Below are 10,743 nucleotides of genomic sequence, written 5' to 3' on the forward strand. Positions count from 1 at the left end.
CAACCCGCAGTAGCGGCGCTGTAGGAGAGGACCCCCGATGTCTGTCCATACCGGCGACTATCTGACCCCCGCCCGGCTGAACACCCGCAGCGTGCGAGCCCGCCGCTCGACCACCCTGTCGTTGACGTCCGGCACCATCACGGGCGTCACCTTCGACACCGAGGACTGGGACAACGCGGCCATGTTCGCACCCTCGTCGACCGTGATCACCCTGCCCGTCGCCGGCCTGTGGGCCTTCGCGGCGTTCGGCGCGTTCACCTCCAACGCCACCGGCCTACGGCGGCTACTCATCGACGTCAACGCCACCTCCACCTACCCGTACATCGACTCCCGGCCAGCGGTGTCCGGCGACAACACACACGTCACCCTCACCGACACGCACGTCGCCGCCGCCGGCGACACCCTCCAACTATTCGCACACCAAACCAGCGGCAGCACCTTCAACCTGCTCGCCAACTGCCGCCTCGCAGCCTGGCTGATCGAGTCCTGAGGGAGGCATCGTGACCCGTGCAGCGAACATGCAGGCGCTGACCGACGACGTCAAACGCCAGTGGCCCGGCGTCGTCGTGTACGGCATCGGCGACGCGGCACACAAGGCCAGCGCGTCCGGGCACAACGAGGACGACACCCCCGGCAGCCGGCCCGAGCTGGAGGACGCCGACAACCGGCCGGAGCACCGCGCCATCGACATCATGCTCGGCCCGAAGTTCACCAAGGCCGACGCCGACGCCCTGGTGGCCCGGCTGGTCGCCGACCCGAAGGCCCGAGCCCGGCTCTACTACGTCATCTGGAACGGCTACATCTGGTCTCGGTCCAACGGGTGGCGCAAGACGAAGTACACCGGTGCCGACCAGCACACCGGCCACGTCCACGCCTCGGGGTGGGCGGCCGACGATGAGAACGCCGGCCCGTGGCCCGCCGTGGCCGCAAGGACATCTTCAACCAGCAGCACGGAGGACGACATGACTGCGAAGGCCAGCAGCATCATTGAGGCGTGGGGTGTCGGCGACCCGTCCGTGGAGCCGGTGAAGTGGCGCATCCGCGACGAGGCGTGGCAGAAGCGCACCGACGCCACCCTCGCCGCTGTGCTCGCCGCGGCGAAGGGCCTCGACACCAAGGCGATTCTCGACCGCATCGACCAGGTGGCCGCCGTCGAGTCGGAGCGTGACGCCGCCCTGGTCGAGCTGGTCCGCCGCGCTGGCACGGGCGAGCTGACCGCCGAACAGGTCGTCGACGAGCTGGCCGCGCGCCTGGTCGCCGGCGACGATCCGGCGTCGTGACCGTGCGTGAAGATCGAACGCGTCATCAGGATCGCACTGGATCTCGGGTGCATCCTGGTGGGACTCGGGGGGATCGTCCATCAGACCGTGCTCGTGCCGCCGGGGCAGGCGTCCGAGGCGCTGCTGGTCACGTTCGTGTCGGTGCTCGGGATCCCGGCCGGGGTGGGCCTGTTGTCGCTGCGCAGCAGTGGCGGTACTACGACAGCGTCCGGTCCATCGCCGTCTCCGGCGCCGGACTCGCCGCCGCCACCGTCATCATCTCCATCGCCAACGCCGTCCGGGGCGGCTGAACCATGACGTTCCGCGGCTGGCAGACCCTGATCGTCGCCCTGGTCGCCGCGCTCGGCGCCGGGCTCGCGTCGATCGCGTACACGAACGCGTCCGCGCGCGAGTCGGAACGCAAGTGGTGCGGCGTCGTCACGACCTTGGACGACGCGTACGAGGTGACCCCGCCGCAGACGCCGGCGGGCCGGAAGATCGCCGAAGACATCGCCCGCCTGCGGGCCGACTTCGGCTGCCCATGAGGAGGCTCAATGTTCACCCGCACGTTCTGGAAGGCCACCGTCGAGCGCGCCGGTAAGTCCGCCGCGCAGGCCCTGCTGGGCCTGTGGGCCCTCGACGGGTTCAACGTGTTGCACGCTGACTTCCCGCTCGCCGGCGGCGTCGCGGCCGGCGCCGCGCTGCTGTCGGTGCTCACGTCGATCGTGTCGGCCGGCGCGGGCGAGCCCGACTCGCCGAGCCTCGTCGGAGGCGAGCAGTAGCATCGGATCCGCCTGGTACGAACGACAGCGCCCCGACCGCCTCAGAGGCGGGGTCGGGGCGCTGTCGTTGGCCTCTGCCTTGTGGGTGCCGCTCATCGGCTCCGCTGGCACAGAGCCGCGTACGCCTCGGCGAGCGCGGCGTCCACGGTGCCCGGCGCCCATGCCTGCCCGCATCCCAGGACCGCTCGGGCTTGTGCATCTTCCCGGCTGAGCTTGGGTGCCCCGGCGGGGGCGATCTTCAGATAGGCATCGTATGGGTCGGCGGCGGCCGTCGAGGTGGTGACGGGCTGGTCCGCCGGTCCGGTCTGGTCGAGGTAGAGGACGGTGCCGGCGATCCCAGCACCGAGGACGACCACGGCGGCACCGATCATGATGGGAGTTCGGGTCATCGCCGCACCGTACGCAGTGGAGTCAACTCGGGCTGTCAGGTACGCGACCGGACTCGCGTGTCGGCTAGGAACGGCAGCGCCCCCGCTCACTTCGGTGAGCGGGGGCGTTTTCGCGGTGCGTGTTGGATGCCATACTGCCTGTATGACTGCTGGTGGCTGGCGACTGAATCCCCCGGAGCACGTTCTGGCGCTCGGTTGGCGTCAGCGGGTCCGCCGAGCCTGGGCGTGGTTGACGCGCCGGGTCACCGCGAGGTCGTGAGTTTGCACTGCACCTGACCTGCGCCGCGCTCCCGGGCGCGTTTCTCGCCGTCGGCGATCTCGCAGCGGAACATGTCGGTGCGGTGGCCGGTCGCGGTAATGGTGATCTCGATCTTCAGCCCCGACGTGTAGTCCAGTGTCTGCTTGTACTCACCGCCCGCGATCTTGTCGCGGGTGTGGTCGCCTCGCGCCTCGCCGGCCTTCGCAGCCCGTACGTACACGTCGTAGGGGCCGGTGGCCTCGGTGATGCGGATGGTAACGGTGCGCTGAGCTTTCGGGTCGACGGCGCGGTCGCCGGCAGGCCGATCGCTCTTCACGCCGCCTTCGCCCTCGCAGGCGAGCGCCGCGGCGATCGCGAGGACGAACGCCAGGGCCTTGACGGTGCGGCGTGTTCGGTGAGGATGGTGCATGGGTCAGACCTCCCGTGTCTGATCAAGGCCCTGGGGCGGCGGTTGCGTCGCCGTTCCCGGGGCCGTCCAATCTGGGGCGGATCAGGTGCGCGTACGCGGCCGGGCCCGCCGCGCCGGCGCCGTGACAGTGGCGCGGGGCGCGGCGACCTCACGGAGCCCGGCGTGCTGGACGTACAGCTCGCGTTTCTCCAGGGCATCGCCGGTGGGTCCGAGGACGTACCCGGTGAGCCAGATCCAGCCCGGGTAGGTGGGCCGGTCGTCGACGCTGATCACCCGGACCCGCAGTGCGCGACTGTCGGCGAACTGCACGCTGCACGCTTCGCCGACATGGACCACGGTGCCGGGTGTGGGGATTATCGGATCCAGCCGACGATCCGGTCGTACAGCTCGTCCAGGTCGTCGCCGGGCCGCTCCGCCGCGGCGATGTGGTACAGGGCGCCGACGTGCATCGACAGTCCGATCCGGTCACGGCGGTACGCCTCCAAGAGACGCACCTGAGCCGGCGCGCACGGCCAGGGCGTGCCGGGCTCGTCGCAGGTCTGGCACTCCCACTCCGGCCGGCGGGGCACGTGCTCGTCGGCCAGGCGGGCCTCCAGCGCGTCCAGCTCGCGGATGGCCTGCTGGTAGCGGGCCTCGGAGGCGGCGCGGACGCTGGACGGCGTTTCGGCCATCATGCCGACGGCCCGTCGTAGAGATGCGCGGCCCGCCGCCGCGCCGCCAGGTCGCGTAGCCGCTGCTGCGCGGCCTGCCGGTCGGCGGCTTCCCAGGTCCGGCCGGCGGAGGGCTCGCAGCGGGGCCACCGGCGGGTGAATCGGTTGATCAGGTTGCGCCACATCGACGTCCCCTCAACGGTGGTTTGCGTACGCAAACCTCTACCCTGAGTGTGCGCACGATCCGGGGTGTCCGTCAAGCTTCTGCGTACGCATACTGGTGACTGATCGACCGCTCGGGACGGGAGGCAGACCTGATGCCCATGGGCTACCGCGAGATCGCCGCCGCGCTGCGCAGCGCGATCGAGGCCGGCACCCACCAGCCAGGCGACCGGCTGCCGACGGAGCAGGCTCTCGCCGCGGAGTACGACGTGTCCCGCGAGACGGTGCGCCGGGCGCTCGCCGCGCTCAAGACCGCCGGCCTCGTAACCACGGCGACCAGCCAGGGCACGATCGTCGCGCGGCCGCCGGTGCGGGTGACCCTCACTCACTACGCCGGCGCGGTCGACCCGAGCCGCCCGGGCCGGGAGCTGGGCCCGTGGGAAACCGCCTGCGCGGAGCAGGGCGTGCCGTCGCGGGTGGAAGTGACGGGTGTCGGCCGGGAGCCGGCGCCGGCGGACGTGGCGCGGCGCCTGGAGCTGCCGCCCGACGCCGAGGTGGTGCACCGCCGGCGGCTGATGCACGCCGGTGACGACCTGGCGCAGTTGCAGGATTCCTGGATCCCGGTGGACGTCGCCGCCGGCACCGCGCTGGAGCACAGCGCCAAGGTCGTAGGCGGTCTCTACGCCGCGCTGACCGCCGCGGGCATAGAGCTGGCCACTGCGACGGAAGAGGTCGCCGGTCGTGGCCCGACCACGGACGAGCAGGAGCAGCTGGATCTGCCGGACGCGGGCATGGTGCTGGAGACCTGGCGGACAACCCGGGATCGCGCCGGCCGTCCAGTGGAGCTCCTGCGGTCCGTTGCCGACGCACGCCGGGTCGCTCGCGTCTACGACCGGATGCCGCTCGGCTGAGGCGCCAGGGTCAGTGCGTCGGGGGCGGGCTCCCATACAGCCGGTCCATCTCCTCGAGGAGCCGCTGCCGCTCGTACTCACGCCGCTCCAACTCGGTGGCCGGCCGCCACGTCCGTGCCGGCGACGTCGGCGGCGGCTGCAGCTGCGGCGCTGCGGCGCCGATCGCCATGAGGAGCAGTCCGGCCAGGATGGTCGCCAGCGCGAGCTGCACGGCGACGATCTGGCGGAACCCCGCACTCGACTCCCCCGCACTCTCGATCATCAGTCAGCAACTCTCTGCACCCTAGAAAGGCTAGATATCTAGGGCAAGCAGGCCGTTGATGCGGCGATTCGCACATGGTGTGATCCCTGGGCCCAACCCACGGAGATCACGATCCGATGCCCGCCCGCCGGCTGACGTACGAGCAGATTGCTGACGACCTCGCAGCTCGCATCGCCGCCGGTGAGTACCCGCCACACACCTCACTGCCGAGCATGCGCGAGCTGGCCCTGCTCTACTCGGTGTCCGTCCCCACGATCCAGAAGGCGCACATCGTGCTACGTCAGCGCCGCCTGACGTACGGAGTGCCGGGTGCGGGGGTGTTTGTGGAGGATCGCGACTCGTGGCGCGTCCAGTGATATCGGGCAGCGGCCCGCCCGCGCGCGTGACTACAGGCATCAATCTCACGATTACGCACGGTAATCGGAATTAATTCGGTGATACGTCGGCCCCGTCACGGTCGGTCGCTCATATCACAACGATGATCCACATCTCCGCTGACCGATTGGCCCTGGGCCGGTTGGGCCGTCGAGACTCCACCGGTCGGCCCTCCCGTCTCGTCCACGGGACGTTGTCTGATGGTCCTCCCCCGATGATCACCATCACCAAGGGAGCCCCGTATGCCCGACCATGCTGTTGTGTTCGTGCCCGCATCCCTCGCCACCCCAGAGGCTTTCTCCGCTGCCGCCACGCCCTGCATCGAGCGTGTGGAGGCCTGCGGGTACGTCTTCGGCGGCGTTGTCCGTACGTGGGACGATGCGCTGCGGATGATGCGCTCCGGCCGGGCTGATGTTGTGGTGGTCGCCAGTCGCGCGCTGTTGCCTCATGACCGGCGTCCGCGCGTGGAGGCGGCGACTGACCCGGTGCGGGCCGCCGAGTCGGCGAGTCGCCACGTGGTGCCGCCGGAGGTGATGCGCCAGCAGCTGCGCCGGCCGCGCCGGATCCGCTAGCCCGACACAGCAGCGCCCGGGATCATCCATGCAGGGGAGGATGAACCCGGGCGCCGGCGTTATCCGCTCAGATCGGCAGCGGGAGCGCGGTCACCGCGGCCCGCTTGGCCCCGCCGGCGACCGCCACGTAGACCTGCGTCGTCGTCGGGCTGGCGTGGCCGAGCAGCTCCTGCACCACCCGGATGTCGCCACCGGCCGCCTGGTGGACGTACGTGCCGTACCAGTGGCGCAACCGGTGCATGGTGACACCACGGTGGCGCAGTCGGGACTGCAGGTAGAAGTTCGCCCGCTCTCGGACCTGCCGGCGATCCGCCCGGGCTGACCCGTCTGGAGTCCGGGCGATCGGTCCTCGAGGTAGGTCGACGACGGAGGCCCACACCGCGGGGTGGGTGGGCACGATCCGCTCCCGGCCGCCCTTGCCGTAGATCCAGGTGTCCGTCTCGGTGATGTCCTCGCGGTCCACGCGCGAGATCTCGATGCACCGCATGCCTTGGCCCGAGGCCATCAGGTACCACGTGCGGTACGGCTCTCGCGCCCGGAGGAGGATGTCGCCGAGCTGCTGGTGAGTGACGGGCCGGGGTGCGCGGGCCCGAACGTTGGCGGCGGGCAGGTGCTGGGCCGGGTTGTAGTCCAGCCACGGATCGGAGTCCCGGGTCGCCCAGCTGTAAAAGGCGACAGCGGCGGCCCGGTAGAGCGCCGTGGTGGCCGGCTTTCGGTCGCCGGCGTAGATCTGCTCGCGCAGCTCGTCGGTGCACGCGTAGGCCAGGCCCTCGGGCAGGGTGCGGTCCAGCCGGCAGAGCAGGTCGCTGTACGTCTCGATCGTGGTGGTCGCGCGGCTGAGATCGCGCAGATGCCGGACGAACGCGTCAAGCATCTCGTGCGAGTGCGGCGCGCGAGCGGCTGTGATCATGATCATGTGGTGGTCCCCCCGGACGACGACAGGGTGTCGATGGTGTGCCGGTGCGGCGGGGTGCGGCTATCGGCCGGCGGGCCGGTGGATCGGCGAGGGCCGGCGCCTGGTCGGCGGCACGGGGGATATCCTGGTCGTCGCCACGGTCACCGCGCCGGCTCCGCCGTCGGCGGAGCCGCTGCGGATGTGGCTGCGTCCGGCGACCGCCGAAGAGCGGCGCGAGTACGAGCGGCAGCGGCTGCACGAGGAGATGGACCGGATCCAGCAAGAAGGGGTCACGGCGCTCCACACGCCGTGACCCCAGATCTCTACCCGCAACCAACCCAGTCAGGAAGGACGGTCGAGATGACCAACGTACCGACTCCAGCGCAGGACGCGCTCGCCGCGGTAACGCCGGTGCGTCTGCCGGAGCTGCCGCACTGCGCCAACCGGTCGACGACCCGCTACGAGATCCGCCGGCCGGTCGCCCCCGACCTCGACGCCAGGGTGCTCGGCGACCTGGTCGGCACGGTCAACCTGTGCGCCGAGCACTCCGGCCCGGCGGCGAGCATCATCACCGCGGCCGGCTTCACGCCCTTCGGTCTGACCCAGGACGTCCGCAACCGCCCGTGCGGCTCCGGCGTGGACTTCACCGACGCTGAGCCGGTGTCGCTTGCCGACCGCCGCCGCGCTCAGGTCCGCGCCGAGGCCAAGCCGGTCGCCCAGGTATCGGCGGCGCACGTGCCGGTCGCGGCGGCGCCCGCCAACCAGCCGGCGCGGATCCGGATCGCTCGGGCGAACATGCTCCGCGAGATCTCCCGGCTCTGCTTCGCGGTAGACGACCCGGCCCTGCCCGCACCCCGCATCGTCCGCTTCACCGCCGACGAGGCGATCAACGTGGAGCTGGACACCCCGACCGACGCGGCGGAGTGGGCCGTCGTGCTCGGCGTGGCCGCCGACGCGAAGACCGAGGAAACGGTCGACCTGGCCGGCGACCGGTGGCTGATCTACACCGTGCACGCGACCTGGCGCGGCTTCCCCATCACCGTCGCCGCCTGCATCCGCCCGGCCCAGCAGCGGGAAGCGGCCTCGGCATGACCGTCAAGCTGACGGTCCAGCAGGCGCTGGAGCGGATGGAAGAGCGTCGGCGCTGCGTGTCGCCCGAGGGCCGGGCCATGCTCGCCGCCGCCGTGCAGATCGATCACGACTGGGCGCTGCCGTGCAGCAGCGAGGACCTGCTCATCGCTGCGGTCGCGGAGATGTCCGTCAAGGATCTGGAGGCCGCGAACCTGCTCGTGCAGTCCCTCCAGTCGGCGATCACGGTCGCTCTGATCAAGCACGACGCGGCTCGCGACACCGAGACCCGGGACGGTGGCGCGTGATCGCCGGGATCGCCCAGGGCATCCGGGACGCCGCTCCGGAGGTCGGCGGGCTGCTCGTCACCGTGCTGCTGGTCGCGCTGGTCGCGTGGCTGTGCCGCAGGCACGACGTGCGGGTGGCGCAGCGGCGACGGGAAGAGCGCGCCGCTCGCCGGCGTGCCCTGCGTACGTCGGCCGTGCTCCCGCCGGTGTCCGGGGCGTGGGGCGTACTGCCGCCGCCGGCGGATCCGTGGCCGGACACCGACGAGGGCGACCTGGTCCTGTTGACCGTGCTCGACGTGTCCCCGGCGGGTGTCCGGTGACCGCCGCGGTGACCGTGCTGGCGCGGGTGCCGGGGCAGGCCGGCCCGCCGGCGATCGAGCAGACCGACGACGACGGCCGCGAGCGGTGGCAGCTGATCGACGCGGCGAAGACCGGCGACCGAGAGGCCTTCGCCGAGCTGTACCGGCTGTACCACCCGATGGTCTGCAAGGTGATCCGCAGGCGTGTCGGCGATCACCACCTGACCGAGGACCTGGCAGCAGACACGTTCGTGCGCGCTCTGCGCAGCATCGACCGCGTGACCTGGCTGGGCCGTGACCCGGGCGCCTGGTTCGTGACGATCGCCCGGAACCTGTCCGTCGACCACTTCAAGTCGGGCCGGTACCGCCTGGAGCGCCCGACCGACGTCGCCGAGTACGGCGCGGATCGCGTCGACCGCACGCCGGAGGGCCGCCCCGACCAGCTGGTCGTCGACCACATCACGAACCTGACGCTGCTCACCGCAGTGCAGCAGCTCAACCCGGAGCAGCGCAAGTGCATCGTCCTGCGCTTTCTGCAGGGCCTGTCCGTCGCCGAGGTGGCGGCCGAGATGGGCAAGAACGAGGGCGCGGTCAAGGCGCTCCAGTACCGGGCCACCCGGGCGCTCGCCCGACTGCTCCCCACCGGCTTCGAGACCCCGGAGGTCCCCCGATGAAGCTCGACATCTACGCCGTGACCAGTCTGGTGATCGGCGCGCTCATCGCCGGCGGGATCCTCGGTGCCCTGGTCACCGGACTCGGTGCCCGTGCCCGGCAGCTCGACGACGGTGAACGCGCCGGCGCCGCGTACCGGGAGCTGCGCGACGTCGCGCTGCACTGCGCGAACCCCGCCGACGTCCCCAAGCTGATGCGGCAGGCGGCGGACATCTGGGACCAGTGGCGGCCCGACGGGCTGCACCTGGCCGCCTTCTACCGCAACCAGGCCGACGTCCAGGTGACGCCGGTGTACGTGCACCGCATCGTCGACGCATACGGCACCGGTGACCCGGTCGACCTGTCCGGCTGCTGGGTGCCCCCAGACGTCCGTGGCCGCCTCCGGGCGATCCTGATCGGCGCGGCCGAGGCGACCGCCGCGCTCCCCCACCAGCTGGTCCGGCACCCGATCACCGCGGTGCACCCGACCGACGTGATCGACCGCTGGCCGGTCCGGACCGGGCTCAGCGATGGATAAGAACTGCGACCTGTGCGGGCGGAAGCTGCGTACGCCGGAGAGCCGAGCTCGTGGTCGCGGCCCGGTGTGCGACGCGAACACCAGACCGGAACCCGCCGTCCTGCCCGGCCTCGGCCGGGCGGGCGGCGGGCCCGCCCAGACCGGACCGGATCTGCTCGCCGACGTCGACCAGGTGGTCGACGAGACCGAGGGCGGCGACCGGTGACGGCACCGCGCTACTGCGACACGTGGGATCCGGACCCGGGGATCGGCCCGGACCACCGAGGCCGCCGCGTCTGCCGCTCCTGCCAGCGCGTGGGCGCCGCCGGCGACGCCGGCCACACCGCACCCCCGCCCCAAACCGTGCCCGCACCGAAGCCGCAACCGGCGTGGCGCATCGAGGCCGCCGCAGCGCTCGACGCCGCGGTGCTCGGCGAACACGATCGAGAGGAGTACCGGTGAGTGGTCGTGGACTGAACGACGCCGAACTGCGCGTTGCCGCCGCCCGTCGGCCCGGGTACGCCACGTACCCGCAGTACCGGCCGGGCCAGGCCGAACGCCTCGGCCGTCTGCCCGCTGCGGTTCGGCCTGCTGTTCCGGTCGTCGCGGACCGTGCCGAGCCGGCGAACGTCCGGCATCCGCTGGACGGACGTCGCCCGCTGCCGACGTCGTCGCAGACCACCGTGACACTGCTGCTGGAGTCCCTGCCGCCGGCCCGCATCTACGACTTCGTTCCCCGGTTGATCGAAGCCAGACCGTGGTGGCAACCCCGCTGGCATTGGGGCGTCCTCGCCGCCGACGGCCGCAAGCAGCTCGGCTACGCCTGGACCCAGGGCGGCGCCCGCCGCCGCACCGCCCGGGCGGCCCGGAGGGCAGCGCGGTGACCCTCGAAGAGCTGACCGAACGGTCCACGGAAGAGGTCGCCCGGGCCCGCGCCGAGCGGATCCGCCAAGGCCTTCGCGACTACCTAGAAACGGTGGCCGAGTTCGCCCTGGC

General features: G+C 71.6%; 23 protein-coding genes and 1 pseudogene. 17 read left to right on the forward strand and 7 right to left on the reverse strand.

The window, feature by feature from the left end:
* The first annotated feature begins 37 nt into the window (after positions 1-37).
* From O7620_RS31355 to O7620_RS31375, 5 genes are read left to right on the forward strand one after another with little or no spacing between them, the layout of a single operon-like run.
* Positions 38-490, forward strand: coding sequence for a hypothetical protein (locus O7620_RS31355; RefSeq protein ID WP_278126773.1), 453 nt, complete (start codon positions 38-40; stop codon positions 488-490).
* A 10-nt stretch (positions 491-500) separates the two neighbouring features.
* Positions 501-1,280, forward strand: coding sequence for a hypothetical protein (locus O7620_RS31360; protein ID WP_278126771.1), 780 nt, complete (start codon positions 501-503; stop codon positions 1,278-1,280).
* 6 nt (positions 1,281-1,286) lie between these two features.
* Positions 1,287-1,577, forward strand: a complete 291-nt coding sequence (locus O7620_RS31365) for a hypothetical protein (RefSeq protein ID WP_278126770.1) — start codon at positions 1,287-1,289, stop codon at positions 1,575-1,577.
* A complete protein-coding gene (locus O7620_RS31370) occupies positions 1,574-1,804 on the forward strand; it encodes a hypothetical protein (RefSeq protein WP_278126769.1) in 231 nt (76 codons plus the stop codon). The genes O7620_RS31365 and O7620_RS31370 overlap by 4 nt, the downstream gene beginning before the upstream one ends.
* A gap of 9 nt (positions 1,805-1,813) precedes the next feature.
* On the forward strand, positions 1,814-2,041 hold the full coding sequence (locus O7620_RS31375; RefSeq protein ID WP_278126768.1) for a holin: 228 nt from the start codon (positions 1,814-1,816) through the stop codon (positions 2,039-2,041).
* Positions 2,042-2,133: 92 nt separating this feature from the next.
* Here O7620_RS31375 and O7620_RS31380 read toward each other — a convergent pair whose 3' ends face one another.
* The 5 genes from O7620_RS31380 to O7620_RS31400 form a co-directional block, all read right to left on the reverse strand.
* Complete coding sequence (locus O7620_RS31380; RefSeq protein ID WP_278126766.1) at positions 2,134-2,430, reverse strand: hypothetical protein; 297 nt, start codon at positions 2,428-2,430, stop codon at positions 2,134-2,136.
* Positions 2,431-2,672: 242 nt separating this feature from the next.
* Positions 2,673-3,098 (reverse strand): hypothetical protein, encoded by a 426-nt coding sequence (locus tag O7620_RS31385; RefSeq protein ID WP_278126764.1) that lies wholly within the window; start codon positions 3,096-3,098, stop codon positions 2,673-2,675.
* An 81-nt stretch (positions 3,099-3,179) separates the two neighbouring features.
* Positions 3,180-3,434, reverse strand: a complete 255-nt coding sequence (locus O7620_RS31390; protein ID WP_278126763.1) for a hypothetical protein — start codon at positions 3,432-3,434, stop codon at positions 3,180-3,182.
* A 17-nt stretch (positions 3,435-3,451) separates the two neighbouring features.
* A complete protein-coding gene (locus O7620_RS31395) occupies positions 3,452-3,772 on the reverse strand; it encodes a hypothetical protein (RefSeq protein WP_278126761.1) in 321 nt (106 codons plus the stop codon).
* Positions 3,769-3,933, reverse strand: coding sequence for a hypothetical protein (locus tag O7620_RS31400; protein ID WP_278126759.1), 165 nt, complete (start codon positions 3,931-3,933; stop codon positions 3,769-3,771). The genes O7620_RS31395 and O7620_RS31400 overlap by 4 nt, the downstream gene beginning before the upstream one ends.
* Before the next feature lie 132 nt (positions 3,934-4,065).
* On the opposite strand from O7620_RS31400, the gene O7620_RS31405 reads away from it, so the two are divergent.
* Positions 4,066-4,821 carry a GntR family transcriptional regulator gene (locus O7620_RS31405; protein ID WP_278126758.1) on the forward strand — a complete coding sequence of 252 codons (756 nt, stop codon included), beginning with the start codon at positions 4,066-4,068 and terminating at the stop codon, positions 4,819-4,821.
* 10 nt (positions 4,822-4,831) lie between these two features.
* Here O7620_RS31405 and O7620_RS31410 read toward each other — a convergent pair whose 3' ends face one another.
* Entirely contained in the window at positions 4,832-5,083 is a 252-nt protein-coding gene (locus O7620_RS31410; RefSeq protein ID WP_278126756.1) for a hypothetical protein, read from the reverse strand.
* A gap of 116 nt (positions 5,084-5,199) precedes the next feature.
* On the opposite strand from O7620_RS31410, the gene O7620_RS31415 reads away from it, so the two are divergent.
* Positions 5,200-5,439, forward strand: a complete 240-nt coding sequence (locus O7620_RS31415; RefSeq protein ID WP_278126755.1) for a winged helix-turn-helix domain-containing protein — start codon at positions 5,200-5,202, stop codon at positions 5,437-5,439.
* 261 nt (positions 5,440-5,700) lie between these two features.
* Positions 5,701-6,030 carry a hypothetical protein gene (locus O7620_RS31420; RefSeq protein ID WP_278126754.1) on the forward strand — a complete coding sequence of 110 codons (330 nt, stop codon included), beginning with the start codon at positions 5,701-5,703 and terminating at the stop codon, positions 6,028-6,030.
* A gap of 67 nt (positions 6,031-6,097) precedes the next feature.
* On the opposite strand, the gene O7620_RS31425 is transcribed toward O7620_RS31420, so the two are convergent.
* On the reverse strand, positions 6,098-6,946 hold the full coding sequence (locus O7620_RS31425; RefSeq protein WP_278126753.1) for a tyrosine-type recombinase/integrase: 849 nt from the start codon (positions 6,944-6,946) through the stop codon (positions 6,098-6,100).
* Between O7620_RS31425 and O7620_RS31430 the strand changes: the two genes are divergently transcribed.
* From O7620_RS31430 to O7620_RS31470, 9 genes and pseudogenes are all read left to right on the forward strand, one after another.
* Positions 6,945-7,238 (forward strand): hypothetical protein, encoded by a 294-nt coding sequence (locus O7620_RS31430; protein WP_278127285.1) that lies wholly within the window; start codon positions 6,945-6,947, stop codon positions 7,236-7,238. The two genes, O7620_RS31425 and O7620_RS31430, sit on opposite strands and share 2 nt — an antisense overlap.
* Positions 7,239-7,285: 47 nt before the next feature.
* Entirely contained in the window at positions 7,286-8,017 is a 732-nt protein-coding gene (locus O7620_RS31435) for a hypothetical protein (RefSeq protein WP_278121066.1), read from the forward strand.
* On the forward strand, positions 8,014-8,301 hold the full coding sequence (locus O7620_RS31440) for a hypothetical protein (protein ID WP_278121064.1): 288 nt from the start codon (positions 8,014-8,016) through the stop codon (positions 8,299-8,301). Before O7620_RS31435 ends, O7620_RS31440 begins: the two co-directional genes overlap by 4 nt.
* Entirely contained in the window at positions 8,298-8,600 is a 303-nt protein-coding gene (locus O7620_RS31445; RefSeq protein ID WP_278121062.1) for a hypothetical protein, read from the forward strand. Before O7620_RS31440 ends, O7620_RS31445 begins: the two co-directional genes overlap by 4 nt.
* A gap of 80 nt (positions 8,601-8,680) precedes the next feature.
* Positions 8,681-9,253: pseudogene (locus tag O7620_RS31450) on the forward strand (sigma-70 family RNA polymerase sigma factor); the annotation flags it as partial.
* Entirely contained in the window at positions 9,250-9,768 is a 519-nt protein-coding gene (locus O7620_RS31455) for a hypothetical protein (RefSeq protein WP_278121061.1), read from the forward strand. The pseudogene O7620_RS31450 and the gene O7620_RS31455, both read left to right, overlap by 4 nt.
* Positions 9,761-9,973 carry a DUF6011 domain-containing protein gene (locus tag O7620_RS31460; protein WP_278121060.1) on the forward strand — a complete coding sequence of 71 codons (213 nt, stop codon included), beginning with the start codon at positions 9,761-9,763 and terminating at the stop codon, positions 9,971-9,973. The genes O7620_RS31455 and O7620_RS31460 overlap by 8 nt, the downstream gene beginning before the upstream one ends.
* On the forward strand, positions 9,970-10,209 hold the full coding sequence (locus O7620_RS31465) for a hypothetical protein (protein WP_278121058.1): 240 nt from the start codon (positions 9,970-9,972) through the stop codon (positions 10,207-10,209). The genes O7620_RS31460 and O7620_RS31465 overlap by 4 nt, the downstream gene beginning before the upstream one ends.
* Positions 10,206-10,631, forward strand: a complete 426-nt coding sequence (locus tag O7620_RS31470) for a hypothetical protein (RefSeq protein ID WP_278121056.1) — start codon at positions 10,206-10,208, stop codon at positions 10,629-10,631. Before O7620_RS31465 ends, O7620_RS31470 begins: the two co-directional genes overlap by 4 nt.
* Positions 10,632-10,743: the final 112 nt, after the last annotated feature.

Origin of the sequence: Micromonospora sp. WMMD710 (assembly GCF_029626045.1) — a bacterium.
Classification (GTDB): domain Bacteria; phylum Actinomycetota; class Actinomycetes; order Mycobacteriales; family Micromonosporaceae; genus Micromonospora.

What these genes read in the sequence shown, in the direction of transcription:
- O7620_RS31355 (WP_278126773.1), top strand. Translation starts at nt 38, where the DNA reads ATGTCTGTCCATACCGGCGACTATCTGACCCCCGCCCGGCTGAACACC.
- O7620_RS31370 (WP_278126769.1), top strand. Translation starts at nt 1,574, where the DNA reads ATGACGTTCCGCGGCTGGCAGACCCTGATCGTCGCCCTGGTCGCCGCG.
- O7620_RS31375 (WP_278126768.1), top strand. Translation starts at nt 1,814, where the DNA reads ATGTTCACCCGCACGTTCTGGAAGGCCACCGTCGAGCGCGCCGGTAAG.
- O7620_RS31380 (WP_278126766.1), bottom strand. Translation starts at nt 2,430, where the DNA reads ATGACCCGAACTCCCATCATGATCGGTGCCGCCGTGGTCGTCCTCGGT.
- O7620_RS31385 (WP_278126764.1), bottom strand. Translation starts at nt 3,098, where the DNA reads ATGCACCATCCTCACCGAACACGCCGCACCGTCAAGGCCCTGGCGTTC.
- O7620_RS31395 (WP_278126761.1), bottom strand. Translation starts at nt 3,772, where the DNA reads ATGATGGCCGAAACGCCGTCCAGCGTCCGCGCCGCCTCCGAGGCCCGC.
- O7620_RS31400 (WP_278126759.1), bottom strand. Translation starts at nt 3,933, where the DNA reads ATGTGGCGCAACCTGATCAACCGATTCACCCGCCGGTGGCCCCGCTGC.
- O7620_RS31405 (WP_278126758.1), top strand. Translation starts at nt 4,066, where the DNA reads ATGCCCATGGGCTACCGCGAGATCGCCGCCGCGCTGCGCAGCGCGATC.
- O7620_RS31410 (WP_278126756.1), bottom strand. Translation starts at nt 5,083, where the DNA reads ATGATCGAGAGTGCGGGGGAGTCGAGTGCGGGGTTCCGCCAGATCGTC.
- O7620_RS31415 (WP_278126755.1), top strand. Translation starts at nt 5,200, where the DNA reads ATGCCCGCCCGCCGGCTGACGTACGAGCAGATTGCTGACGACCTCGCA.
- O7620_RS31420 (WP_278126754.1), top strand. Translation starts at nt 5,701, where the DNA reads ATGCCCGACCATGCTGTTGTGTTCGTGCCCGCATCCCTCGCCACCCCA.
- O7620_RS31430 (WP_278127285.1), top strand. Translation starts at nt 6,945, where the DNA reads ATGTGGTGGTCCCCCCGGACGACGACAGGGTGTCGATGGTGTGCCGGT.
- O7620_RS31425 (WP_278126753.1), bottom strand. Translation starts at nt 6,946, where the DNA reads ATGATCATGATCACAGCCGCTCGCGCGCCGCACTCGCACGAGATGCTT.
- O7620_RS31435 (WP_278121066.1), top strand. Translation starts at nt 7,286, where the DNA reads ATGACCAACGTACCGACTCCAGCGCAGGACGCGCTCGCCGCGGTAACG.
- O7620_RS31440 (WP_278121064.1), top strand. Translation starts at nt 8,014, where the DNA reads ATGACCGTCAAGCTGACGGTCCAGCAGGCGCTGGAGCGGATGGAAGAG.
- O7620_RS31455 (WP_278121061.1), top strand. Translation starts at nt 9,250, where the DNA reads ATGAAGCTCGACATCTACGCCGTGACCAGTCTGGTGATCGGCGCGCTC.
- O7620_RS31460 (WP_278121060.1), top strand. Translation starts at nt 9,761, where the DNA reads ATGGATAAGAACTGCGACCTGTGCGGGCGGAAGCTGCGTACGCCGGAG.